At 40.3% G+C, this 26,799-nt stretch carries 21 protein-coding genes and 1 pseudogene; 6 read left to right on the top strand and 16 right to left on the bottom strand.

Going from position 1 to position 26,799, the window contains the following annotated elements:
* On the bottom strand, positions 1-787 hold a 787-nt coding region (locus tag ODQ17_RS15205), incomplete at its 3' end, for a phage late control D family protein (protein ID WP_322904783.1).
* Between the two features lie 261 nt (positions 788-1,048).
* Between ODQ17_RS15205 and ODQ17_RS15200 the strand changes: the two genes are divergently transcribed.
* The 3 genes and pseudogenes from ODQ17_RS15200 to ODQ17_RS15195 all read left to right on the top strand — a co-directional run bounded on the left by ODQ17_RS15200 (position 1,049) and on the right by ODQ17_RS15195 (position 3,121).
* A complete protein-coding gene (locus tag ODQ17_RS15200) occupies positions 1,049-1,741 on the top strand; it encodes a tetratricopeptide repeat protein (RefSeq protein WP_322904781.1) in 693 nt (230 codons plus the stop codon).
* A gap of 719 nt (positions 1,742-2,460) precedes the next feature.
* Positions 2,461-2,559: pseudogene (locus ODQ17_RS19225) on the top strand (hypothetical protein); the annotation flags it as partial.
* A 220-nt stretch (positions 2,560-2,779) separates the two neighbouring features.
* Positions 2,780-3,121, top strand: coding sequence for a hypothetical protein (locus ODQ17_RS15195; protein ID WP_005071854.1), 342 nt, complete (start codon positions 2,780-2,782; stop codon positions 3,119-3,121).
* A gap of 229 nt (positions 3,122-3,350) precedes the next feature.
* On the opposite strand, the gene ODQ17_RS15190 is transcribed toward ODQ17_RS15195, so the two are convergent.
* From ODQ17_RS15190 to ODQ17_RS15170, 5 genes are all read right to left on the bottom strand, one after another.
* Positions 3,351-3,866 (bottom strand): hypothetical protein, encoded by a 516-nt coding sequence (locus ODQ17_RS15190; RefSeq protein ID WP_322904777.1) that lies wholly within the window; start codon positions 3,864-3,866, stop codon positions 3,351-3,353.
* Between the two features lie 216 nt (positions 3,867-4,082).
* Positions 4,083-6,689: a Fe/S-dependent 2-methylisocitrate dehydratase AcnD gene (gene acnD / locus ODQ17_RS15185; protein ID WP_322904775.1), complete on the bottom strand. Its 2,607-nt coding sequence runs from the start codon at positions 6,687-6,689 to the stop codon at positions 4,083-4,085.
* Positions 6,689-7,846: a bifunctional 2-methylcitrate synthase/citrate synthase gene (gene prpC / locus ODQ17_RS15180; RefSeq protein WP_004795430.1), complete on the bottom strand. Its 1,158-nt coding sequence runs from the start codon at positions 7,844-7,846 to the stop codon at positions 6,689-6,691. Before prpC ends, acnD begins: the two co-directional genes overlap by 1 nt.
* Before the next feature lie 66 nt (positions 7,847-7,912).
* Positions 7,913-8,797: a methylisocitrate lyase gene (gene prpB / locus ODQ17_RS15175; protein ID WP_004706036.1), complete on the bottom strand. Its 885-nt coding sequence runs from the start codon at positions 8,795-8,797 to the stop codon at positions 7,913-7,915.
* Positions 8,790-9,500 (bottom strand): GntR family transcriptional regulator, encoded by a 711-nt coding sequence (locus ODQ17_RS15170; RefSeq protein ID WP_001153627.1) that lies wholly within the window; start codon positions 9,498-9,500, stop codon positions 8,790-8,792. Before ODQ17_RS15170 ends, prpB begins: the two co-directional genes overlap by 8 nt.
* Before the next feature lie 45 nt (positions 9,501-9,545).
* Here ODQ17_RS15170 and ODQ17_RS15165 point away from each other — a divergent pair, with 45 nt between their 5' ends.
* Together ODQ17_RS15165 and ODQ17_RS15160 are read left to right on the top strand one after the other, a co-directional pair.
* Positions 9,546-9,680, top strand: a complete 135-nt coding sequence (locus ODQ17_RS15165) for a hypothetical protein (protein ID WP_311078991.1) — start codon at positions 9,546-9,548, stop codon at positions 9,678-9,680.
* 335 nt (positions 9,681-10,015) lie between these two features.
* A complete protein-coding gene (locus tag ODQ17_RS15160; protein ID WP_322904770.1) occupies positions 10,016-11,230 on the top strand; it encodes an amino acid aminotransferase in 1,215 nt (404 codons plus the stop codon).
* Between the two features lie 48 nt (positions 11,231-11,278).
* Here ODQ17_RS15160 and dld read toward each other — a convergent pair whose 3' ends face one another.
* From dld to lldP, 4 genes are all read right to left on the bottom strand, one after another.
* Positions 11,279-12,985: a D-lactate dehydrogenase gene (dld, locus tag ODQ17_RS15155; RefSeq protein WP_216070645.1), complete on the bottom strand. Its 1,707-nt coding sequence runs from the start codon at positions 12,983-12,985 to the stop codon at positions 11,279-11,281.
* A gap of 292 nt (positions 12,986-13,277) precedes the next feature.
* Positions 13,278-14,423, bottom strand: coding sequence for an FMN-dependent L-lactate dehydrogenase LldD (gene lldD, locus ODQ17_RS15150; protein ID WP_263032622.1), 1,146 nt, complete (start codon positions 14,421-14,423; stop codon positions 13,278-13,280).
* Complete coding sequence (gene lldR, locus ODQ17_RS15145; RefSeq protein WP_002120807.1) at positions 14,420-15,172, bottom strand: transcriptional regulator LldR; 753 nt, start codon at positions 15,170-15,172, stop codon at positions 14,420-14,422. The genes lldD and lldR overlap by 4 nt, the downstream gene beginning before the upstream one ends.
* Before the next feature lie 19 nt (positions 15,173-15,191).
* Positions 15,192-16,859 carry an L-lactate permease gene (gene lldP, locus ODQ17_RS15140; protein ID WP_171056861.1) on the bottom strand — a complete coding sequence of 556 codons (1,668 nt, stop codon included), beginning with the start codon at positions 16,857-16,859 and terminating at the stop codon, positions 15,192-15,194.
* A gap of 374 nt (positions 16,860-17,233) precedes the next feature.
* On the opposite strand from lldP, the gene ODQ17_RS15135 reads away from it, so the two are divergent.
* The gene (locus tag ODQ17_RS15135; protein ID WP_322904763.1) at positions 17,234-18,604 is read left to right on the top strand and encodes a phosphomannomutase CpsG; all 1,371 of its coding nucleotides are present in this window, start codon (positions 17,234-17,236) and stop codon (positions 18,602-18,604) included.
* Positions 18,605-18,649: 45 nt separating this feature from the next.
* On the opposite strand, the gene galE is transcribed toward ODQ17_RS15135, so the two are convergent.
* The 6 genes from galE to ODQ17_RS15105 all read right to left on the bottom strand — a co-directional run bounded on the left by galE (position 18,650) and on the right by ODQ17_RS15105 (position 26,785).
* Positions 18,650-19,666 (bottom strand): UDP-glucose 4-epimerase GalE, encoded by a 1,017-nt coding sequence (gene galE / locus ODQ17_RS15130; protein ID WP_322904761.1) that lies wholly within the window; start codon positions 19,664-19,666, stop codon positions 18,650-18,652.
* Positions 19,659-21,329, bottom strand: coding sequence for a glucose-6-phosphate isomerase (pgi, locus tag ODQ17_RS15125; protein WP_322904759.1), 1,671 nt, complete (start codon positions 21,327-21,329; stop codon positions 19,659-19,661). Before pgi ends, galE begins: the two co-directional genes overlap by 8 nt.
* Positions 21,326-22,588 (bottom strand): nucleotide sugar dehydrogenase, encoded by a 1,263-nt coding sequence (locus ODQ17_RS15120; RefSeq protein WP_004795442.1) that lies wholly within the window; start codon positions 22,586-22,588, stop codon positions 21,326-21,328. The genes pgi and ODQ17_RS15120 overlap by 4 nt, the downstream gene beginning before the upstream one ends.
* A gap of 117 nt (positions 22,589-22,705) precedes the next feature.
* The gene (galU, locus tag ODQ17_RS15115; protein ID WP_322904756.1) at positions 22,706-23,581 is read right to left on the bottom strand and encodes a UTP--glucose-1-phosphate uridylyltransferase GalU; all 876 of its coding nucleotides are present in this window, start codon (positions 23,579-23,581) and stop codon (positions 22,706-22,708) included.
* Between the two features lie 11 nt (positions 23,582-23,592).
* Positions 23,593-25,467 carry a polysaccharide biosynthesis protein gene (locus ODQ17_RS15110; RefSeq protein ID WP_322904754.1) on the bottom strand — a complete coding sequence of 625 codons (1,875 nt, stop codon included), beginning with the start codon at positions 25,465-25,467 and terminating at the stop codon, positions 23,593-23,595.
* A 142-nt stretch (positions 25,468-25,609) separates the two neighbouring features.
* Positions 25,610-26,785, bottom strand: a complete 1,176-nt coding sequence (locus ODQ17_RS15105; RefSeq protein ID WP_322904752.1) for a DegT/DnrJ/EryC1/StrS family aminotransferase — start codon at positions 26,783-26,785, stop codon at positions 25,610-25,612.
* Between the last annotated feature and the right edge of the window lie 14 nt (positions 26,786-26,799).

Below are 26,799 nucleotides of genomic sequence, written 5' to 3'. Positions count from 1 at the left end.
GCCAGCGTTGCACATGAACCGAGGTTGGTTGTAAGCGGCGCTCTGCCTTGACTTGAGTAATGGTATCAAACTGTTCTGTGGCACTGCTGCGTTGGTAGCGTAGGCTACGGCGTTCAAGCGCCTGATAATTCTGATTTTCATCAATCAAACGTAGTACTTGTGGCTGAATGGATGCATTCGGATCAGCAACAAAAAGTTGCGACTCATCGACCAGCCAGTTGATGCCTTCGCTACGCCACAAACGGGTTAAGAATTCATAATCACTTTCGTTTGACTGCATCACAAATGGACGCACATCGTAATCTTTGGTTAAGCCAGCCGTATCTAGTGTTAGACTTGAAGCAAATAACGGACTTTTCCCCTGCCATTCTTTAAACAAAATTTCGCTAATATCCCGTACGCTTTTGTTCATAAACACGCGGCTATTACGGCGTTTATGCCAGAGTGCAGTTGGGTCTTTTAAGGTGAGGTTATAAATGGTGAGTGAGCCGTCGCTTTGCCCTTGGCTCGCTTCGGTAATAATGCCTGTTATTCTAAAAAACTGGCCTGTGTCCGTCACCTGATCGATAGCAACCTGACAGCCAATAAATTGTTTTAATGCAATATGGGCGTTTGTCGACAGACACAGTAATTCAGCAACGCTGCCTTGGTTGAGCGTATGCTCGCCTTCAATACGTTGTAAGAAGACTTGCTGATTTAAAGACTGATTTGAGAATTGGATATGAACAGCGCGATTTTGTGAAACAAGGCCTAAACGCTCCAATATACTCGACACACTCATCTGCATTTTTATTATCAATCAAACTTATATTTAGGCCGCATTTTAATTAAAAAAAGACTAATCTGTCTATCTATACTCATTTTCAAAATGTAACTGGTCTAAATATGCTGTTTTAGGTTAACTTCTTATTAGATGGGTATTTAAAAAGTAAAATCAGATCATTTTAAAGTGATATAAACCACCCAGATATATTTAAAATTTTTCTTTTACATTCAAATAGATATTAAAGAAAATAATTTTTCAAATTAATAAAATTCAGGATGAGATATGAAAATAAAAAAGTCTGCTTTTTATATATTTACGGTGATTTTTTTACTTCATTCTCCTGCATTTGCTGAACCGAGTGTGGCCGATATTCAATATCGTGCAGAACAAGGGCAAGCTGTTGCTCAATATCATTTAGGGATGATGCTTTTAAGCGGCGAACAAGGTGTGGTTAAAAATTATGAACAAGCGTTTAAATGGTTAACCGCGGCTGACCAAAATGGAAGCGTGGGGGCAAAATATAGTTTAGGAATGCTGTATTACACAGGCACGGGTGTTGAAAAAGATGCCAAGCGCGCTTTTGATTATTTCACCAAGGCTGCGGCCAAGGGTCATGCGAAAGCGCAATATAACTTAGGGGTGTTATATGACAGAGGTGAAGGAACTGCGCAAAATTATGTGCAGGCGTTTGAATGGTTTAGTCGTGCTGCCGAACAAGGCTACTCACCCGCAGAATATAATTTAGCTCATCTATATAAAAAAGGTCACGGCGTCACCCCAAGTGATGAACAAGCACTTAAGTGGTACACCAAAGCGGCTGAGCACAATGAAAGCGATGCTCAGTACAACTTGGCCCAAATGTATTTAAATGGTGAAGGCACGCCGAAAAACCTACAACTGGCAAAGAAATGGTTTCAGCAAGCTGCCGATGCAGGCGATATAGATGCCAAAGAAATGCTTAAAAGTTTAGAATAAGACAACCATCTTTATAATATTTTATTTATAAGATGATGAATCTCTATTATTAACAACATTACACTTACAACTCATTTTATTATTTATTTTTTCTAATTAAATATAAATATTAATTCTATTATTTTAAAAATACATTTAGTTTTATTATTAAATCAAAAATATTTTAAATATTAAATTGACGTAATTAAAATCACCGATTATTATCTCGTTGCTGGCCTACATTGCCAGACGGTTTTGACAGACCGTAACTCGTAGCGGGTTATAGTTCTACTATAATTCGTTAGACCCTTGCGTCCCCTTTTCTTTGCGGTAGGACGGGAGGGGGACGCCCCGTGCGTGCTGGTTCTACGAGTCCAGTCTGTCAACCCCCTTTCGTTCTACCACCATAAATTAATTCGCGGTAATCTGGTGGTAGGACTCCATTTTTTAAGGAGTTGACCATGACATTTTTCAAACTTATTTCCTCTTTAGATTAATTATTTTATTTATTTAAAATTTAGGTTTTCACGCCTTATTTTTTTAAATTTATAAATTATTTTTATTTTAAAAATTTAATTATTTTATTTTCCTATATTTATGGGATGATTAATTATTATCTAAAAATTTATTTAAAACCCTAAGCCTAACTATATTTTCATTCTACTCATAGATATAAATCATTATGAGAATAATATGACAATTTATAAATCTATTTTGGCTTTAAGTTTCGTTCTAGGTAGCTACGGTTTTTCAGTTTGCAAAGTCCTGTTCTCCCACAGGACTTTGCCCCTACTTTCTTTAACGTCATGCAACGGTGTGACAAAAGTAGTCTGGGTTAAGCATTTGGCTTAGCTCCTCTATCTCTGTGTTGCAATGGTTTATTACTTTAAATCAGCGCAAAAGATTAAAGTCTGTTGTGACACAGAGGCCTAAAGAAGAATATTTTTAAGAAATTTGAATTCTTATAGTTTAGATATTTCTATACTCAGCTCGTTTTTAACGATAAAGTCATGTTTAATAAGTAGTATTTTTATCATTAATATCATAGAGCTAATAAAAATGAGCTTTTATACAGAACTACAAGTCCGTTATACAGATTTTGACACTATTGATTTATCTACTGAAAAGCAAAAAATTCTAGAAATATTAACGGAGGATTCAATCCACGAAGATGTTTATGGTGATTTAGTACATGCCTTTTCTGATGGTCAGGCAGGCCTTAATGTCGATCCAGTTTATTGCTTACAACTCATAGAAAAAATTACCGCTCTATTTCCAAATGCAAATTTTGAATGCCGAGGATTAGGAGAAGAGTACTTCTATACGTGGATCCTCTGTGTTGAAAATGGCCAGATTATTTTTAGCAGCAAGCCTTGGGAAACTGAAAATCCGTTTATATAAGGATAACCATACCCATTTTTGTACGCTTTAACCTACAAACTTTTAGGGATTTTGCGGATTGGCGACATCCCTCTTTTTTCCTATGATGAGTTCATACAGGAACAGGATGTTCCAGAACACAAAACAACAATAATAGGTTCATGCACTAGGAGCGTGAGATACGACAGGAGTCATATCTAGCAACCAAATACGAAAAAGCCCGACAGGATGTCGGGCTTTTTTTATATTCTTATTTTTCTGCTAAATAACTTCTTACACGTGCATCATTGAGTAAAGTCATTACCCCTTCTGCAATACATCCATTTAAATCTTGTACTAACACACCACTCGTATGAGCAACGGTAAATGGAATAGTTTGTCCATTTCCTAAAGTCGCTTCGAATTTAATTTTACTGCGCCAGAAAAGCAGATTGGTGTAGGTACTACGTAATGAATTTACTTTAATCGCAATCGATTTCGATCCACTACCATCAACAGGTTGACCGTTTTTCAATAGTTCCTTTTGAGTCTGTTGTACCATCGTTTCTGTAATAGCCTTGATGCTAGAGTCCAGTTTTGTGCCCATATAAGAATATACAATCACTCGTTCATCTGAAGTTTGAGCATTGGTCACATCAGCCTTGCCAATGACCTTCACAGGTTGAATTAAACCTGCGCGTAGAGGGTACTCTGTACTTACGTAAGGCATCGTCCCACAAGCAGTTAATATAAGAGAGCAAATTGAAATAATGAATAAGTTACGCATTGATATTTTCCAAGAAATCTATTGTGATTTATATTTAAGTCTAAGCGCCGCGTATCTTAATGTAAGTTAAAGAGAATTTGATGACAAAAAAAATAATTTTAAAAAAATATAATATATATAGTCATTTTTTATAATTAATTAACTATGCGTAAATAAATAAAAACCCCACTCTAAAGCGGGGCTTTTAAAACAATATCAATTATTTTTAACTCAATATTAAGCCACTTGGCCTTCTAAAAAATCTTGTGCAAAACGCTGTAATACACCGCCCGCTTCATATACAGAAACTTCTTCTTCTGTATCTAGACGGCAAGTCACAGGCACTTCAAGAATCTCTTCTTTACCATCCGCTGTAGCACGTTCAATCACTAAAGTTAAAGTCGAACGCGGTGCAATATTACCAATCACGCTATAAAGCTCTGTACCATCTAGCTTTAAAGTCTTACGGTTTACACCCGGTTTAAACTCAAGTGGTAACACACCCATACCCACCAAGTTAGTACGGTGAATACGCTCAAAACCTTCTGCCACAATCGCTTCAACACCTGCAAGGCGTACACCTTTTGCAGCCCAGTCACGGCTTGAACCCTGACCGTAGTCAGCACCCGCAACAATAATTAATGGCTGTTTACGGTTCATGTAGGTTTCAATTGCTTCCCACATACGCATCACTTCGCCTTCTGGCTCTACACGCGCTTTTGAACCTTGCTTAATGGTGCCGTCTGAGCGAACTACCATTTCGTTATAAAGTTTCGGGTTGGCAAATGTTGCACGCTGTGCAGTCAAGTGGTCACCACGGTGCGTTGCATATGAGTTGAAGTCTTCTTCTGGTAGGCCCATTTTATGAAGATATTCACCCGCAGCCGAGTCCATCAAAATCGCATTTGAAGGCGACAAATGGTCGGTGGTGATGTTGTCACCCAAAATCGCAAGCGGACGCATATTCGCCAAAGTACGTGGTGCAGCCAACGCCCCTTCCCAATATGGTGGACGGCGGATGTAAGTACTTTGTGGACGCCAGTCATAAAGCGGACTTTCAGCTTCTACGTTTACGCCTAAGTCAAACATTGGAATGTAGACTTTACGGAACTGTTCAGGCTTCACAGCTTCTTTAACTAAGGCATCAATTTCAGCATCAGATGGCCAGATGTCTTTCAGGTAAATCGGGTTACCTTCTTTGTCATGACCTAACGCATCTTTTTCGATGTCAAAACGGATCGTGCCCGCAATTGCATAAGCTACGACAAGCGGTGGAGATGCCAAGAACGCTTGTTTTGCATATGGATGGATACGGCCATCGAAGTTACGGTTACCAGACAGTACTGCTGTTGCGTACAAGTCACGGTCAATAATTTCTTGCTGGATGACTGGATCTAACGCGCCCGACATACCGTTACACGTCGTACAAGCGTAAGCCACAATACCAAAACCAAGTTGTTCTAAGTCTTCTAGAACACCTGCTTCTTCAAGATAAAGTGCAGCCGCTTTTGAACCCGGTGCAAATGATGATTTCACCCAAGGTTTACGAACTAAACCTAGCTCATTTGCCTTACGAGCCAACAAACCTGCCGCCACGGTGTTACGTGGGTTAGAAGTATTGGTACATGAAGTAATGGCAGCAATAATGATTGCACCATCTGGCATTAAGCCGTCAGAACGGTTTTCAACAACACCAGCAATACCTTTTTCTTTTAGGTCCGCAGTTGAAACACGTGCATGTGGGTTTGATGGGCCAGCGATATTACGTGTTACTTTTGATAGGTCAAAACGAAGTACACGTGGGTACTCTGCTTTGGTCATATCAGATGCCCAAAGGCCGATTTCTTTTGCGTACTGTTCAACCAACGCCACTTGAGCATCTTCACGGCCTGTGAGGCGTAAGTAGTCGATTGTGTTTTGGTCGATGTAGAACATTGCAGCCGTAGCGCCATATTCTGGTGTCATGTTCGAAATGGTTGCGCGGTCACCTACAGACATGCTGTCAGCACCTTCACCAAAGAACTCAAGGTAAGCACCCACTACGCGCTCTTTACGCAAGAACTCTGTTAGAGCCAACACGATATCTGTTGCAGTAATGCCCGCCTGACGCTGACCTACAAACTCAACGCCAATAATGTCTGGCAGACGCATCCAAGATGCACGGCCCAACATTACATTTTCAGCTTCTAAACCACCCACACCCACAGAAATTACGCCCAAAGCGTCTGTATGTGGTGTATGTGAGTCTGTACCGACGCAAGTGTCTGGGAATGCTACGCCATCACGCGCCTGAATCACCGGAGACATTTTCTCTAGGTTAATCTGGTGCATAATGCCGTTCCCCGCAGGGATTACATCAACATTTTTAAATGCAGTTTTGGTCCACTCAATAAAGTGGAAACGGTCTTCGTTACGGCGGTCTTCAACAGCACGGTTTTTTGCAAAAGCGTCTGGGTCAGCACCACCGTATTCCACTGCTAAAGAGTGGTCGACAATGAGCTGTGTTGGCACAACTGGGTTGACTTTAGATGGGTCACCGCCTTTGTCGGCAATCGCATCACGTAAACCTGCAAGGTCAACCAAAGCTGTTTGACCTAGGATGTCATGACACACCACGCGCGCAGGATACCAAGGAAAGTCTAAGTCCTGACGGCGTTCAATCAACTGTGTTAAATAAGCTGTTAAGTTCTCGGCATCGGCACGGCGTACCAATTGCTCTGCGAGTACTTTTGAGGTGTAAGGCAGTTTTTCGTATGCGCCTGGCTGAATATCTTCAACGGCTTGACGCACGTCGTAATATTCAAGCTGGGTACCTGCCAGCGGTTTACGGTATTTTGTGTTCATTAACCACGCTCCGCCAATGGTTTAAATTCGAGATTTTCAGGGCCTGTGTAGTTCGCGCTTGGACGAATGATCTTGCCGTCTTGACGTTGTTCAATCACGTGTGCTGACCAGCCTGCTGTACGTGCAATCACGAACAATGGTGTGAACATTGCAGTTGGAACGCCCATTAAGTGATAACTCACCGCACTGAACCAGTCGAGGTTCGGGAACATGTTTTTCACTTCTTTCATCACTGCTTCTAAACGTTCAGCAATGAGGTACATTTTTGTGTTTTCTTGCGCTTCTGCTAAGTCGTGCGCCACTTTCTTGATCACTTCGTTACGTGGGTCAGAAACTGTATAGACAGGGTGACCAAAACCGATCACGACTTCTTTATTTTCAACACGCTTACGGATGTCAGCTTCTGCTTCGTCTGCGTTGTCGTAACGTTGTTGAATGACGAATGCAACTTCGTTTGCACCACCGTGCTTAGGTCCACGAAGTGCACCAATACCCCCTGTAATTGCCGAGTACATGTCAGAGCCTGTACCTGCAACCACGCGTGAGGTAAATGTAGATGCGTTGAACTCGTGCTCAGCATACAAAATAAGTGATGTATGCATTGCTTGAATCCATTCTTCAGATGGTTTTTCGCCATGAAGTAAGTGCAAGAAATGCGCTGCAATTGAGTCGTCATCTGTTTCAACTTCAATACGACGACCGTTATTGCTGAAGTGATACCAATAAAGCAGCATTGAGCCTAGGCTTGCCATTAATTTATCAGCAATGTCTTTTGCGCCCGCTTCATTGTGGTCTTCGTGTTCTGGTGTTAAACAACCTAGCACTGATACACCTGTACGCATCACATCCATTGGGTGTGCAGACGGAGGAAGTTGTTCAAGTGCAGTTTTAAGTGCTGCCGGTAAGCCACGAAGTGCTTTTAATTTTGCTTTATAGGCTTTGAGTTCAGCTTTGTTTGGTAATTTGCCATGTACGAGCAAGTGAGCAACTTCTTCAAACTGGCTACCTGCCGCAAGGTCAAGAATGTCATAGCCACGATAGTGCAAGTCGTTACCGCTACGTCCTACGGTACACAGTGCTGTGTTTCCTGCAACTTGTCCGCTAAGTGCAACTGATTTTTTTGGTTTGAAGCCTGTTGTTGTTTCATTTGAGCTCATAAGATTGTCCTTTCCTATCTATTTAAATTATTTGGGGAACACGGCATATGTACCGTGTTTTACTTCTTATTTCTTTTTAGCAAATGCGTTGTCTAAGTAGTCTTCAAACGCATAATAGTTGATGCGTTCATATAACTCTTTACGCGTTTGCATAATATCAACTACGTTCTTTTGCGTGCCTTCTTTACGTAAGGTTTCATAGACAGTTTCGGCTGCTTTGTTCATGGCACGGAAAGCAGAAAGCGGATAAAGCGCAAGGCTTACATCGGCAGATGCTAACTCTTCAGTGGTAAACAGTGGTGTGGAACCAAACTCGGTAATGTTTGCTAAAATCGGTGCGCCAGTCTTCTGAGCAAATTGCTTGTACATATCAAGCTCGGTAATTGCTTCAGGGAACAACATGTCTGCACCCGCTTCAATGTAGGCTCCCGCACGGTCAATTGCAGCTTGTAAACCATCTACGGCCAATGCATCGGTACGCGCCATAATCACGAAGCTGTCATCACCACGCGCATCAACGGCAGCTTTAATACGGTCAACCATTTCTTCTTGAGTCACAATGGCTTTGTTCGGACGGTGACCACAACGTTTTGCGCCCACTTGGTCTTCAATGTGCATTGCCGCAGCACCAAACTTGATCAGTGCTTTTGTAGTACGGGCAATGTTAAATGCAGAAGCACCAAAACCTGTGTCAGCATCGACCAATAATGGAAGATCACATACATCAGTAATACGGCGTACGTCTGTCAACACATCATCAAGGTTACTAATTCCCAAATCAGGTAAGCCTAAAGAACCAGCGGCTACACCACCACCTGATAAGTAAATCGCTTTATAACCTGCACGTTTTGCCAAAAGTGCATGATTGGCGTTAATGGTTCCAACCACTTGTAATGGCTTTTCTTGGGCTACTGCATCGCGAAATAGCTGACCTGCGGATTGTTTAGCCATTGTTATGTTCTCCTTGTGCTTGTAGCAGTGTTTGCTCAATAATTTTGTAAGAAGCATTGATATGTCGATGCATGAGCAGCTCGGCAAGTTCACCATCGCCTTCTGCAATTGCATCTAAAATACGGATATGTTCGTCCCAAGCCTTGCTCGGTCGATCGGGGGTGTTTGAAAACTGGATTCGGTACATACGGATGAGATGATAAAGCTCATCACACAGCATTTTTTCTAGGGTTTTATTGCCACTACTTTTGATAATGCAGTAGTGAAAATCATCCTGTCCTTCTTGCAAGTAATATCCTTTACCTGCTTTAAAGTTTTCATCTTCAGCGTGCATACGCAAAACATCACGTAGCGCCAAAATTTGCTTTTTATCAATATGCTGTGCAGCAAGTTTGCAAGCCAAACCTTCTAAAGACGCGCGAATCTGGTAAAGCTCTTTGAACTGTTGCAGTGAGAGCGAAACCACGCGCGCGCCCACATGTGCAGTACGCTCAACCAAACGTTGGCCTTCAAGGCGATGAATCGCTTCACGCAAAGGCCCACGACTAATGCCATAAGTACGTGCCAACTCAGGCTCAGAAATTTTGCTACCTGCCGGAATTTGACCCAAAACAATCGCCGTCTGTATTTGTTTAAATACATTCTCGGTCAGTGTTCTTCCCTGACTTTGTAGTGGCTCTGGTGCGAAGGTCAAATCTTGCATATTGTCGACAATTTTTAATCAATTATGAGTTTTATAGCGGTATGAATGAAAAAAATCAAGGTGATTGTTGACACTTTACAGAACGCATCAGGTCAATTTTTATCGTTTGACCTGTTATTTCACCTTATATTTATAGCATTACACCACTTACCAATTAGTACTTATAAAACAGTTATTTAATATTATTTTACCTATAAATTTATGGCACTTTTTTAGTTGCTTTTCGACCGCTAATCTTTTGTTTCAAACTTTAGTCTACAACCAATGTATTACAGCAAGATTGTAGACAATCTGCTTGAATGAAAGCATGAGTTATAAATTAGTATCTATTTACCGTAATTTCTTTTAAATCTTTTTATCATTTTCATCCAGAAAATATCGATATTAGTGAAATTATCAGGTGCTTCACGGTAGCTTTATTGATACATTATTGAACATCGACATAGTTGTGGCGTATTTTTCGAGACAGAAAAAACCCAGCACTATGCATATTGTTGAATGAAAGGACTTTTTTGATGTTTCAACATATCCCCCCATACGCAGGCGACCCAATTTTATCTTTAATGGAACAGTTCAACGCTGATACTCGTTCTGGAAAAGTGAACTTGAGTATTGGTCTTTACTATAACGAAGACAGTATTGTTCCTCAGTTAGAGACCATTATTGAAGCGCAAAAGCGTATCGAGCCTAAAAACGGTAAAACCAAACTTTATTTGCCAATGGAAGGCTTCAAACCTTACCGTGAAGCAATTCAAGCACTTTTATGTGGTGCAAACAGCCCAGCAGTTAAATCTGGCCGTGCTGTAACCATCCAAACGCTTGGTGGTTCAGGTGCATTGAAAGTTGGTGCAGACTTCTTAAAAACTTATTTCCCAAATTCTGACGTTTGGGTAAGCCAACCAACTTGGGATAACCACGTTGCGATTTTCAATGGCGCTGGTATCAAAACTCATTTCTATCCATATTTCGACAACGAAACACGTGGTGTAGATTTTGACGGCATGCTTTCTACACTTAAAACTTTGCCTGAGCAAAGCATTGTGTTATTGCACCCATGCTGCCACAACCCAACTGGTGCTGACTTAAACCCAGCGCAATGGGACCAAGTGATTGCAGTATTAAAAGACCGTAACCTTATTCCATTCCTAGACATCGCTTACCAAGGTTTTGGTGACGGTATGGAAGAAGATGCGTATGCAATCCGTGCTTTAGACCAAGCGGGTCTAAACTTCATTGTGAGCAACTCGTTCTCTAAAATCTTCTCTTTATATGGCGAGCGCGTTGGCGGCTTAACTTTCGTATGCGACGATGCAGAAGCTGCTCAGTGCACATTCGGTCAGTTAAAAGCGACTGTACGCCGTATTTACTCTAGCCCTCCTACAACAGGTGCTTGGTTAGTTGATGAAGTGTTAAATGACGCTGAACTTAACCAACAATGGCAAGGTGAAGTGAAAGAGATGCGTGAGCGTATTATTAAAATGCGTAGCATCTTGAAAGACGAACTTACTAAAGCATTACCAGACCGCGACTTTAGCTACCTTGTAAACCAAAAAGGTATGTTCAGCTACACAGGTCTAACTGCTGAACAAGTAGATATTTTGCGTGAAGAATATGCAATCTACTTAGTACGTAGTGGTCGTATTTGTGTTGCTGGTTTAAACATGAACAATGTTTACACTGTTGCTAAAGCAGTTGCAGAAGTGCTTGCTAAATCAACAGAAGCGGCATAATACATCTATTAAAAAAGGCGCTTCGGCGCCTTTTTTTATATCTCGATATTAAGATTTAGCTTTGCCCCAATATTTCAGTTTTGAGGTATGTCCAATACCCACATTAAAGCTATTGGTTGGGTCAAGTTTTTGATAGAAATTTGCTAATGCAGGTTTGGCAATGTAAAGATGCCCGACATTATGCTCTGCCGGATATTCAGCACGGCGTGCATCCAACAACTTCCACATTTGGTGTTCCATTTCTAATGGGTCATGACCCTTTTTAAGAATATAGTCCTGATGAAAAACATGACAAAAGAAATGCCCATAATAGAGTTTATGGAGGATGTTCTTTTCCATCTCGGCTGGCAGTTGCTCTACCCACTCACGGTCATTACGACGTAACGCAATATCAAGCGCCACAATATCTTCAACTTCACTACGATGCGTATCTCGATAACGAATTGCTGCCCCTGCAATCGCAAAACGGTGTAAGAAGGCTTTTCGTCCTTCGTCTTCGCTACATACGAAATAGCTACCTGACTGATGCACTGCAAAATATTCTTTTAAAAACTGCTCGGTCTGAGCTTTTGAATTATTTTCAACACGCAGCACTAAATGATGCTCGTAACGATCTCGATACTCGGTCATACGCTTAGGCAAATGACTCGGTAAAAAGAAGGTAATCGCCTGTAAAATATGATCCGTTAAACCTTTAATTTTAAATCGTTCTAAGAAACCATCGACTTTATCTTTCATCGCAAAAGCTTTGGGAACATTAGCTGTACCGAACTTTTCAATAAATAAGAATGTGTCTTTTCCGTACTTTTCACCAATCAAATAAGCATCTCGGTGAATATATTCACCTGCTATCGGCAAGCTTGGTAGTGAGGTTAATAAGTAACGACGAATGGCTGTTAAATCATCGGCATCATTAGTACCAATATAAAAGACATTGCTCTCTACTTTCTCATAAGTATCAAGGCGTACCGCAAATACGCAGACTTTACCTGCCGAACCAGAAGCCTCAAACAAACGTGACGGGTCTGCATTAAAACGAGCAGGCGTATCTTCATCAACTTGCGTCACATCATGCGCATAACGATGGTCCGATGCCTGCTTTTCGCCATCATCTAAAATATCTACGGCTTGGTATTTCTGCTTCTCTAAACGAGTTAAAATTTCTTCAGGAGTCGAGCCTAAATTCACCCCTAAATGATTAACCAGTTCTAATTGACCAGCAGCATTCACCTGAGCATATAACGCCAGTTCAGTATACGCAGGACCACGGCGTACCAAGGCACCACCAGAGTTATTACAGACGCCACCCAGTACCGATGCACCTATACAAGATGAACCAATTACCGAATGTGGCTCACGGTCATAACCTTTTAAAATTTGCTCTAAATTATCTAAGGTCGCACCCGGTAAACAAATCACTTGCTTACCGTCATGAATGACTTGAATGCCCTTTAATCTACGCGTACTCATGACCAAAACAGGACGATCATAATCATCGCCATACGGAGTTGAACCACCGGTCAATCCCGTATTGGCCGCCTGCATAATCACAATACAGTCTGCCTCAATTGCAGCTTGAAGTACCTGCCATTGCTCTAGCAATGTGCCCGGCACCACCACAGCAAGTACTTTCCCCTCACCAAAACGACGACCTTGGCGGTACTGACGTGTGCTTTGATCATCGGTCAAAACATGTGAACGCCCTACAATGTTTTGTAAACGTTCGATCACTGCTTGAGGAGAAAATGTTTGCATGATGGTTTCCTTTTGGTCATCCATTTATCAAATTAGACCAACACGACGGCAACTTACCGTTTGTAATTTATAATTTAATTAGCTCATTCTCTAATGTGAATCAGCCCTATATTTACTATCGCGGTTGGCGGCAGGGATGCCGCCGTTTCGATGCGGTAGCAAGGACGTACCGTCATCGAAACTAAAGTTTTTGGTTACTTTTTTAAAAAAGTAACGTGAATTAGCTACTTACATTGAACTTTTCCCGATAAGACTCCGTCGTGCCAATATCATTAAAGTTAATACGAAAATATTAGAGCTTCATCGCCTGTACTAAACAATCCGCATTAATATCCGAAATCGACTTAGCACCTGTGAGCGTCATCGCAACACGCATTTCCTTATCAATCAAATCAAGCAAGTTCGACACACCTTGCCCACCTGCTGCTGCCAAAGCATACACAAACGCACGGCCAAGTAATACAGTATCAGCACCGAGCGCCAACATACGCACCACATCAAGGCCATTACGAATGCCTGAGTCAGCCAAAATCGCCAAATCACCTTTCACTGCATCGGCAATTGCAGGTAATGCACGAGCAGACGACATCACGCCATCTAACTGACGACCACCGTGATTCGACACCACAATACCATCTGCACCAAAACGTACAGCATCTTTGGCATCTTCAGGGTCTAAAATACCCTTAATTACCATTGGGCCATCCCAAAACTCACGAATCCATTCAAGGTCTTTCCATGAAATGGATGGGTCGAAGTTCGAGCCTAACCAGCCAATATAATCTTCAAGCCCAGTTGGTTTACCTAAATATTTAGAGATATTACCCAAGTCATGCGGACGCCCCATTAAGCCGACATTCCACGACCAATGTGGATGGAACATAGACTGCATATAACGGCGCATCGCAGCATTTGGTCCGCTCATCCCCGAATGGGCATCACGGTAACGTGCACCTGGCACAGGCATATCTACAGTAAACACAAGTGTTGAACAGCCAGCTGCTTTTGCTCGTTCCAAAGCATTACGCATAAAACCACGGTCACGTAATACATAAAGCTGGAACCACATAGGACGATTAATTGCAGGTGCAACTTCTTCAATCGGACAGACCGAAACCGTTGAAAGCGTAAATGGAATGCCCTTTTTGTCGGCTGCCATCGCGGCCTGCACTTCACCACGGCGTGCATACATACCTGTTAAACCCACAGGTGCCAACGCAACCGGCATCGACAAGGTTTCGTTAAATAGTTTTGTCTCTAAACTTAACGCTGACATGTCATTGAGCACACGTTGACGCAAAGCAATTTCTGACAAATCTTGTACGTTATGCTTTAAGGTATATTCCGAATACGCCCCACCATCAATGTAATGAAATAAAAATGGAGGTAAGCGACGTTGTGCCGCAGCACGATAATCATTGCCAGAAGAAATAATCATTTTGAATCAACTCTATTTAAACGGTTTGCACGTTTCTGGCGAGCTTCATCTTCATCCAGAGAACGCACATGATTAATCACAAATTCAATATGACCGCAGACAGCTTGGCGTGCGGCCTCGGGATCTTTACGATCAATAGCATCCATCACCTGAAAATGCTGCTCGCTCAGCAAGTCACCATTTACGGGGTCGTTATAAACTTTCTTACGCCCTAACAAGACGTTGTATTGCAGCAAATCGAACAGACTACGCATCATTTGAATCAGCACCACATTGTGAGATGCTTCAGCAATTGCTAAGTGGAATTCAGCATCGGCTACTGCAGCCTGCGCCGAGTCACCTGCATTTTGATGGCGACTAATTTCATTAAAATAATGATGAATTTTGGCGCGATCTTCAGGCGTTGAGCGTAATGCGGCATACCATGCCGTGCCACCTTCAAGTAATAACCGTGCCTCTTGCACATCAAAACGATAGAGCGGATCTTCTTCAATCAGGTTACTAATCGGGTTCACAATCAGTTGTTGTGGCCACTGTTCAGGTAACTGCTGAATATAAGTCCCATCTCCGCGGCGGCTACTGAGCACACCTTGACTATTGAGCTGCTGAATCGCTTCACGCAAAGACGGACGAGAAACCCCTAAACTTGTTGCAAGCTGGCGTTCGGCAGGCAAACGGTCACCTTTTTTCATGTGACGTTCTTCAATTAATGCCTGCAATTTCATGACCACTTGATCGGAGATTCTCATCGCGTTTCCTTCACTGGAGTTATGGAATCATCCACGGAACCAGATAAGCCTGAACCGTAATAATGATGCCAACAAAGACAGTGAATATGATGCTATGTTTTACCGTGAAACGGAACAAGTCAGATTCTTTTCCAACTAAACCTACTGCGGCACACGCAATCGCAATTGATTGTGGAGAAATCATCTTACCTGTCACGCCACCACTGGTATTAGCAGCCACCAATAACACTTCCGGAATACCAATTTGCTGAGCCGTAGTCGCCTGTAGAGCCGAGAACAAAGCATTTGAAGAGGTATCTGAACCTGTAAGGAATACACCAAGCCAGCCCAAAAATGGCGAGAAGAAAGTAAACGCATGACCCGTATGCGATAGAGCTAAAGCTAAAGTTGCAGATAAACCTGAATAGTTCGCAATAAAAGCAAACGCCAACACCATACCAATCGAGTAAATCGGTGTTTTTAACTCATTGAGTGTTTCACCAAAAGTTGTTACGGCCTCACTTGCTTTCATTTTCAAGAAAATAGCAGTGATGATTGCAGCAATAAAAATTGCCGTACCTGTTGCAGAGAACCAGTCAAACTTATAAATCGCTTCGTATGGTTTCATCTCTGCCACAATCGGCGGCATTTTTTCGACCAATTTATGCAAATACGGTACTTCAAGTTTGAAAATCCAGTGCTCAAGAGCACCATCTTTTGCAAATAATGCTTTAAATGGCTTAACACTCCAGATGGTCACCATGACTGTTAAAATCGCAAATGGAGACCATGCCTTAGCAATTTTCCCAATACTGTAACGTTGAACCGTTGTAGGTTGCTGAATTAGAGTTTGGCCAGCTTCAGGTTCAAAGCGGAAAATATGTTTTGGTTTCCAGAAACGGAACAACACAGTCAAGCTGACCAATGAAGCAATTGCTGCGGTAATATCTGGTAATTCAGGGCCAATAAAGTTAGATGTAAGATATTGGGCAATCGCAAAAGCGCCACCACCAACCAATACAGCAGGCCAAGTTTCCTTAACACCACGCCAACCATCCATAATCGCCATGATCCAGAACAGTACGATCAGCGTTAAAAATGGCAACTGACGCCCCACCATCTGGCTAATTTCCATAGTGTCTACGCCTGACACCTGCCCCGCCACAATAATTGGAATACCCATCGCACCGAACGCAACTGGCGCAGTATTTACAATCAAACATAAACCAGCAGCATAAAGTGGCTTAAAGCCTAAACCAACAAGTAGTGCAGCCGTAATTGCGACAGGAGCACCAAATCCCGCCGCCCCTTCTAGGAATGTACCAAAGGCAAAACCAACGAGTAACATTTGCAGACGTTGGTCTTCAGTAATCGACAAAATGCTTGAGCGGATAACTTCAAACTGGCCTGTTTTTACCGAAATCTTGTATAGAAAAACTGCCCCGATAATGATCCATGAAATTGGCCATAGACCGTAGAAGAAACCATAAATGATCGATGCGAACGCCATTTGACCTGGCATTTGATAGAAAAAGAGAGCAATCAATAATGCAATAATGACTGTGCCCGTACCCGCGATACTGCCTTTTAAACGAAAAACTGCTAATGCCAAAAAGAAGAAAATAATCGGGATTAATGCAACCGCACTGGACAGCCAAATATTATTTAAAGGGTCATAAAGTTGTTGCCACATATTGAGCATTGTCATCTCCTTGAAATGCCGGGGCGAATTTTTGTACCTTAAATTCTTAAACATTTAACACAATTGGTATGACCAATTGAAAATTAAGTGCAAATGTTATTCCTTAAACCACAGATCGCATCATAAACACAGACATTAGTAAGATCAATCATTAAATAACCACTATAATTGGTATGACCAATAGTAGTTAGCAAAATCAAGCTATTTCGAACTTATGATTTTATTTATTAGACTAAAGTCGTAAAAAGTATTCTTATAAATTTAAATCTGAGCTACAGAAATGAAGTGTAAAACTTGAATATAAAAACTATAAACATAACCATTTATTAAGAAATGTATAATAATGCTCAAAACTTAAATCATTTGTATTGAACTGAATAATGACTACTTTAACGTGTTTTAAAGCTTATGATATCCGAGGCAAACTCGGCACCGAATTGAATGAAGAAATTGCCTATAAAATTGGCCGTGCTTACGGGCAAATCTATAAACCAAAGACTGTGGTTGTAGGTTGTGATATTCGTCTAAGCAGTGAGGCTTTAAAACAAGCGACCATCCGTGGTTTAAATGATGCGGGTGTAAATGTTCTTGATTTGGGCATGACGGGTACCGAAGAAGTTTACTTCGCTGCTTTCCACTTAGATGTGCAGGGTGGTATCGAAGTTACTGCTAGCCATAATCCAATGGACTATAACGGCATGAAATTAGTTCGAGAAAATGCTCGTCCAATTAGTGCAGATACTGGTTTAAAAGAAATTCAGGCTTTAGCAGAAACAAATAACTTTGAAGAAGTTAGTCAAAAAGGCACAACTCAAAGTTATAACATTTTACCTGAATTTGTTGATCACTTAATCACCTACATTGAACCTGCAAAAATCCACCCACTTAAGTTAGTGGTAAATGCTGGTAATGGGGCTGCGGGTCATGTGATTGATGCCATTGAAGAAAAATTTAAAGCGCTTAACGTACCAGTTGAATTTATTAAAATTCACCATGAAGCAGATGGTACTTTCCCAAACGGAATTCCTAACCCAATTTTAATTGAAAACCGTGACAGTACCCGTAATGCTGTAATTGAGCATAAAGCAGATATGGGAATTGCCTGGGACGGTGACTTTGACCGCTGTTTCTTATTTGATGAAAAGGGACAGTTCATTGAAGGCTACTATATTGTTGGTCTATTGGCTCAAGCTTTCTTGATTAAACAGTCAGGCGAAAAAATTGTGCATGACCCACGTTTAGTGTGGAACACGTTTGATATCGTGGATGAATATAAAGGTGTTGCTGTACAGTCAAAATCTGGTCATGCATTCATTAAAGACGTGATGCGTGAACACAATGCCGTATATGGCGGAGAAATGAGTGCACATCACTATTTCCGTGACTTTGCTTACTGCGACAGCGGTATGATTCCATGGTTACTCACCGTTGCCCTACTTTCTGAAACAGGACAATCACTTTCAACACTCGTTGAAAATATGATTACCAAGTTTCCTTGTAGTGGTGAAATCAACTTTAAAGTGGCTGACACACAAATCACCATTCAAAAGATTTTCGATTTTTATGCCGAGCAAAACCCAGAAATTGACCGTACCGATGGTGTAAGTCTAGACTTTGGTGCATGGCGCTTTAATGTCCGTGCTTCAAACACAGAGCCTTTACTACGCCTCAATATTGAAAGCCGTGCAGATCGCCAAGCCCAACCAATGCAACATTATGTAGATGAATTGACTGGGTTGATTCAGAACTAATTCATAATAAAAAAAGGAGCAATAAGCTCCTTTTTTTATTAGTATTTAATTATATCCATTAGGATTCTGCTTCTGCCAATTCCAACTATCTTTGAGCATATCTTCTAAGCCATATTGCGGTTGCCAACCTAACTCAGCAACTGCACGGCTATTGTCTGCAAAAGATGTTGCAACATCGCCAGCTCGACGTGCTACAAACTCAAAGGCTACGGGTATGCCATTAACTTGTTCAAAGGTATCTTTAACTTGCAAAACAGATGAACCATTACCTGTACCGATATTCCATGCTCGGCAACCTTTCGACTGTAAACGGTTATTTAAAGCACACAAATGTGCATTCGCTAAGTCAACCACATGAATATAGTCACGTACACCCGTACCATCTACCGTATCATAGTCATTACCATAAATAGATAATTTCTCACGGCGGCCAACAGCAACTTGAGTCACATAAGGCATTAAATTATTTGGAATACCTTGTGGATCTTCACCAATACGTCCACTCTTATGTGCACCTACTGGATTAAAATAACGAAGTAATGCGATTGACCACTCTGGATTAGAAGCCGACAACTTTTGCAATAATTGCTCAACAATCAACTTAGTGTAACCATAGTTATTACTCGGTATACCTGTTGGCATGTCTTCATTTAATGGCGATATATTAGCCTCGTCATATACTGTTGCAGAAGAGCTAAATACAAGTGTATCCACACCAGCCTTTTTCATCGAGTTAACCAGTTGAATACTACCCGCAATATTATTATCAAAATAAATCAGCGGTTTTTCTTGGCTTTCACCTACTGCTTTTAAACCTGCGAAATGAATAACAGCGTCAATTGAATGATTTTCGAAAACACGATCAAGTTCATCTGCATTACGAATATCACCCTGTATAAAAGTTAAACTTTTTTGAGCGATATCTTGAACTCTATTTAAAGACTCTTCTGAACTATTCGAAAGATTATCAAAAACGATAACTTCATGACCAGCCTGCAAAAGCTCAACACATGTGTGTGAACCAATATAACCTGCGCCACCAGTGACTAGAATTTTAGCCATCTACTTTTCCTAACAATATTTTAATTAATCCACGCGTTGAAGCATCAAGCGTTGAAAGGTCATTTTGAACACCGTTTAAAATCGGAAGTAACTGATCAGCAATCTGTTTACCTTTCTCAACTCCCCACTGATCAAATGGATTAATATTCCAGATCACAGACTGCACAAAGACTTTATGCTCATATAAAGCAATCAACATTCCTAAACTATAGGGATTTAATTCTTTCAATAATAATGTAGAACTGGGTTGATTGCCTTCATATTGCTTATAAATTGGTAAATTCTCTAATTCAGTGGGGTCTAGAGCTTCATTACCAAAGGCTAATAATCTTGATTGTGCTAAACAATTTGACAGTGCAAGATGATGTTGTTCAACGAGAGCTTCTGCATTTTCAACATAGGTAAAATGATCTGCGTTATAACGTTGAATTGGCGCAATAAAATCACAGCTTACTGCTTGAGAACCTTGATGTAACAACTGATAGAAAGCATGCTGTGCATTAGGTCCAACTTCGCCCCATATAATAGGGCAGGTATCAAGCTCAACTTTTAAACCATTACGTTGCACCGACTTACCGTTAGACTCCATTTCTAGTTGTTGCAAATAAGCTGCAAAATATTTTAATCGCCCATCATAGGGTAATACTGCATGGGTCTGAATATTTAAAAAGTTATTATTCCAGATTCCTAATAATGCCATCAAAACCGGAATGTTTTGATCAAAACTCGTATTTTGAAAATGCTCATCGACGGCATGAGCTCCTGCTAAAAGTTGCTGGAAGCCTTCCACACCAATCGTCAAAGCAATAGGTAAACCGATACAAGACCATAGAGAATAACGCCCACCTACCCAGTCCCACAGTAGTAACTGGTTTTCAGGCGCGATTCCCCATTCAGACATTTTGTCAGATTTTGTAGATACACCAATAAAGTGACTTTTTAATACACGAGCATGTGTTCCTAATGCCTTTTCAAGCCACTGACGAACTGTTTGTGCATTTGATAAGGTATCAATCGTACCAAAAGATTTAGATGAAATAATAAATAATGTTGTTTCTGGACGAAGTTGATGGAGTAACTCAGATAACTGACTACCATCCATAGTCGAAACAAAGTGAATATTTAAAGGTTTAGCCGTTTTTACCTTAAAATCAGATAAAGCATGCGTGACCATTTGTGGTCCTAAATCAGAACCACCCACCCCAATATTAACAACGTCTTGAATCACCTCACCAGTTGAACCCCGATATTGCCCTGCATGGATTTTTTCCACTAAGGTATACATGCGTTGTAACTGGCTATGAACTTGCTCTGTTAAATCTGCAAACTTCGAATAGTCAACGGGCAAACGTAGTGCCCAATGCATTGCCTCACGTTGCTCAGTGCAGTTAATTTTATTTTGTGAAAAAAGGCGATTAATCCATTCGGTTAAATTTTTAGTATTTGCAAGAGCTACTAATTGTCCCAAAATATCTTTGGTTAAGCGGTGCTTACTATAATCAAAAAATAATTGATCAAATTTTACAGAATAATTTTGAAAACGATCTGGCTCTAAAGCAAATAACTCTTTTATATGTAATTTAGAGTTTTTTTCACCTAGAGTTTGAAGATGAGCTAAAGGTGAAGCTAATTCCTTTGGAAATTGCTCAATTGATTTACTCATAAGCGCCCTACTCCTTCATAAGCAAAACCTTTCGCCTTTACATATGCAGGATCATAAATATTACGTCCATCTAAAATTAAAGGATGCTTCATTAACTGTTGTAGTTGCTTAAAGTCAGGGCTCCAATATTGCTTCCATGCAGTGACTAGACATAGCGCATGAGCATCTCGTACCGCCTCATATTGGTCCGTACATAAAATTAAATCTTCACGATGCCCATAAGTTGCAGCTATTTCATCTAAAGCTTGAGGGTCATGCAGACGTACTATTACCCCCTGTGCCCATAATGCGGCTAATAAAATATGAATCGGTGAGTTATGTATATTCGAAGTATTTTCTTTAAAAGAAGCTCCCCAAATCGCAACTGTTTTACCATTTAGGCTACAGTGATAATAATTCCATAACTTACGAAATAAAATTTCTTTCTGCTGCTCATTAATCGCCCAAACCTGTTCTAAAAGGCGGCTTTTTGTTCCAGTTTCAGACACAGTACTCGAAAGTGTTAAAATGTCATGCGAAAAGTTCTCACCACCAAATCCTACACCCGGCGATAAATATGCAGCACCAATACGTGTGTCAGCAGCGATACCATGCTTTACATTCGCAATATCAATACCCAATTTTTCAGCCACCATAGCCAAGTCATTCATATAACTAATGCGGGTAGCCAACATGCCTGAAATACTCAGTTTGGTGAACTCAGCATCTAAAATCGGCATAAATAAATATTGATAACTAAATTGGAAAAAAGGGCGCAATAACTCTTGCATGGTTTCACTTGCATCCCTAGATTCAACACCAACAATGACATGTTTTACATTCAATACACTGTTGATAGCATTACCTTCCTGAATCACATCAGGAAAATAAACCCACTCATCTTTTGGTAAATGCTGTTTTAATTTCTCTGTACCATGCAAACCAAAAGTAGAGCCATTAATCATTAATCTCGGATGAACAATAGGTCGTTCGCTCAACTTCTCAACTGTTTTTAATGCAAGTTCAATTTGTGTTGGACTAAAACAGAATAAATAAACTTCAATATCTAAAGGAATCTCAGAAAAAGGGCTCTCTTTTAAAAAACCCGCTTTTCGCTGCTTATTTAAATAATTATTTACGTCTTGATCTTGATACGAAAGTACAGAAATATTTTCTTCACAGGTGACACTTGTACACCAGTAAATTTGATTACCATATTCAGCTAATAACGCTGCCATCACACCGGCATGTAACGTTGTTCCAAATACTGCGATTTTCATTGCACACCTGATTTTTTCGTATTTTATAGATTTCTCTTCCCATTACAGGAAGAGAATATACTGCTCAGCTACTATGTTCAGTAGTTTTTACAAATACTTAAGCAGAACTACAAAACTTTATAATTTAAGTTCTTGAATCAGCTGTTTAAATTCCAATCCTAACTTAGGGTGTGCAACCCCATAGTGTAGTACAGCTTTCAAATAACCGAGCTTACTGCCACAGTCAAAAGTTTGGCCTTGCATCCGATAGGCTTCAACAGTATTTGTTTCTTGAAGCATCGCAATTGCATCAGTTAACTGAATTTCATTACCCGCGCCTTTCGGAGTGTTTTCTAAAAGCTGCATAATCTTAGCAGGTAAAATATAACGCCCCACCACAGATAAATTAGAAGGTGCAGAACCTATAGCAGGTTTTTCGACAATTCCCTGCATAGCAATACTTTCACCCTCATTCGGGCTCTGCTTTACATCAACAATTCCATATTGATCTACAAGATGGTCTGGTACTGCCTCAACCATGATTTGAGCAGCTTGACTCGATTCATAGCGTGAAATCATACGCGATAAATCATTTTTTCCTGAGTTATCTTGCACCAATACATCTGGCAATAACACAGCAAAGTCATCTTGCCCAACAATACTTTTTGCACATAAAACCGCATGTCCTAAACCTAAAGGCTGAGGTTGTCTTACACTTACCACACTTACATGAGATGGAATAATCTGCGTAATTTCTTCAAGTAAATCGAACTTTTTCTTTTGCTCTAGAGTCGTTTCTAGTTCAAAGTTTCGATCAAAATAATTTTCAATTGATGCCTTAGATGAATGAGTTACCAAAATAATTTGCTCAATTCCAGCCTCTACAGCTTCACGCACTACATATTCAATTGCAGGACGATCAACCACTGTAACCATTTCTTTGGGAATTGACTTACTTGCTGGTAAAAAACGTGTACCTAATCCAGCTACAGGTAAAACTGCCTTTTTAATCACACATTCACTCTCTAATTAACCATAATATCTTTACTACGTTTATAACCATCAACATAGTGTTCGAGTTGACAAAGAGCCCAATCAATATCTTTTTGAACAGCAGTCATATTATTAACTCGATCAAAAACTTCTTGAATTTCAGTGAGTGGGTAGAACTTTTCAAATGATCGAAGAATTCTACTGTGCTCGGTATATTCAGTATTTTCTTGATCAATTAACAATTCTTCGTAAAGTTTTTCTCCTGGGCGTAATCCACTATAGCGAATTTCGATATCCCCTTGAACTGAGTCTTTTTCACGAACAGTTAAACCACTTAAAGAAATCATTTGTCGAGCTAAATCCTGAATACGAACAGGCTCACCCATATCAAGTAAAAAGACATCGCCCCCTTTACCTAAAGCACCAGCTTGAATAACTAACTGCGAAGCTTCAGGAATGGTCATGAAGTAGCGCGTTACATCAGGGTGAGTCACAGTAATTGGACCACCTTTTGCAATCTGATGTTTAAATAACGGCACTACAGAACCCGAGGAACCTAATACATTACCAAAACGTACAATACTAATTTGAGTTTGCTTTTGAGCTTCTGCCATTGCCTGGCAATAAAGTTCGGCCATGCGTTTTGAGGCGCCCATAACATTGGTTGGACGTACTGCTTTATCAGTCGAGATGAGAACGAACGTCTCCACACCCTTTTTCACAGCTGCATTTAAACTATTCGCTGTTCCAATCGCATTGTTCTTTAATCCTGCAATTGGATTGCATTCTACTAAAGGTACATGTTTATAAGCAGCGGCATGATAAACAGTTTGTACGCTGTATTGCTCAATAATACGCTCTAATTTTTGTTGATCCTGAACAGTACCTAAAATTGGAACAATTTCACATTGAGCGGTTAGACGTAATTCTCTATCAATACTGTAAAGCGCAAATTCAGTAATTTCATAAATAATCAACATCTTAGGCTGATTTTTAATAATTTGTCGACACAACTCCGAGCCAATTGAACCACCGGCACCTGTTACCATCACAATTTTATTATGAATATTTTTTGCAAGTAAATGATCTACAGGGGGTACTGGGTCACGTCCCAATAAATCAACAATATCTACTTCACGAATATCAGCAACTTTTAGTTCACCATCAACTAGCTGAGTAAGGCCAGGAAGTTCAGTAATTTTAAGATGTGCAGGTTCTAACTGTTGGATAATTTCACTTTTACGTACACGCCCAACGGAAGGTAATGCTAGTAAAATCTCATCTGTTCTATATTTTCCAAAACGTTGTAAGGCTTTCTCTAAAGATAGTACTTTTAAACCACCAACCATATGGTCTTGCAAAGAACTATTATCATCAATGAAAAATACAGGTAAATGGTTGCCAGAACGGTAAAGCACAGCTGCAATTTGCTGACCAGCATCACCAGCACCATAAATTGCTATGCGCTTAGGTTCTTCACCAGTTTGTAAGGAAGCTTTTACAATAAAACGAATGAATGCACGGCTGCACCAAACCCAACCAAACATTAAAAAGCCAAACATCAAAGGAATTGACGTCGGAACAAACGCTGCTGAGAATGCATTTAGGCTATATAAAACAATTACCATCAGAGCAACAGCAAACGCTAATTTTGCAATAAAGGCTTCGTTAAAAGTACGAACAATGAAGCGATATACCCCTGTTACCATTAAACTTAAAATAGCAATGATCGTAACAATGGCTACTCCATAGTTAATGCCTGGGATAACTTCAGCACCTAAATCAAACAGTCGAATGGCATAACATAACCACAAAATAACAGGAAACGCAAAAAGGTCTATAAGAACCAAAAAACATTGTTTGGTGAGTCTTGGGGCAGACGCAAACTGATAAATAATCTTTTTCACAATACTCTTCTAATCGTTCTAGTAACCGTGCGATATTTATACTTACTTCTTGTATAACTAGAAATAAATTTTACGCAGCGGTTACATAACTTTAAATCAGATCATAATTCAAAATAAAGCTATGTGAATAGCTTCACATTTTTTATGATTGTATAGCTTTACTAACCGTATTAATTGCACTAACTGTTTTTTCTATACTTTCTTGACTTAAAGTCGGATGCACCAAAAACATCAAGCTTGTGTCACCTAATTGCTGTGCATTTTCCAAACGTTTTTCTGGACGCCATGAGGTACCATCGAAAGCGTGCTCTAAATAAACTTCCGAACAAGAGCCACTAAAGCAAGGCACATCTTGAGCATTAATTTCTTGCATTATACGATCACGTGACCAATCTTCTGGTAACGTCTCTAAATTCACTTGTACATAACATTTATAATATGCATGTACATAGTCATCAGAAGAGACATGAACGTTAAAGTAAGGAGAATTTTCAAACGCTTTTAAAATCTTTTCTGCATTTTCAGTACGCTTTTTTGTCCATTCAGTCATACGTGTTAACTGAATTCGACCAATAACAGCTTGCATTTCCATCATGCGCCAGTTAGTACCAAATGAGTCATGCAACCAGCGGAAACCTGGAGGATGTTGTTTATTATAAATACTATCGTAGCTTTTCCCATGGTCTTTATATGACCACATTTTTTTCCAAAGTGCTTCATCATTTGTGGTAACCATACCGCCCTCACCACCAGTTGTCATAATTTTATCTTGGCAAAAAGACCAAGCAGAAATATGACCGATTGATCCTGCAGCTTTACCTTTATATTTTGCACCATGAGCCTGTGCGCAATCTTCAATAACATAGATGCCACGTTCGGCAGCAAGTTGCATAATCGGATCCATATCGCACATCCAACCTGCTAAATGTACACAAATTATCGCTTTGGTATTTGGTGTAATGACAGCTTCAATCGTACGTCGTGAAATATTCTGAGAATCTAATTCTACATCGGCAAAAACAGGATTAGCACCTGCAGTTACAATGGAACTTGCTGAAGCAAGAAAAGTACGGGACGTCACAATAACATCATCGCCGGCACCAATGTCTAAAGCTTTTAATGCAACATCCAACGCAACAGTTCCATTTGCCAAAGCTACTGCATATTTTGTACCAGAAAACTCAGCAAATTCCTTTTCAAAAATTCTACATTCTTGTCCAGTCCAATAATTTACTTTATTTGATAGTAATACATTTTTGACTGCGTCAGCTTCTTCTGTTGTAAAACTTGGCCATGGTTCAAATGCAGTATTTAACATTTTGATTTCCTATT

This window comes from Acinetobacter sp. IRS14, assembly GCF_034650275.1.
GTDB classification, from domain to species: Bacteria; Pseudomonadota; Gammaproteobacteria; order Pseudomonadales; family Moraxellaceae; genus Acinetobacter; species Acinetobacter oleivorans.
The sequence above is the reverse complement of the archived record's forward strand: the minus strand, read 5'-3'. Positions and strand labels throughout refer to the sequence as shown.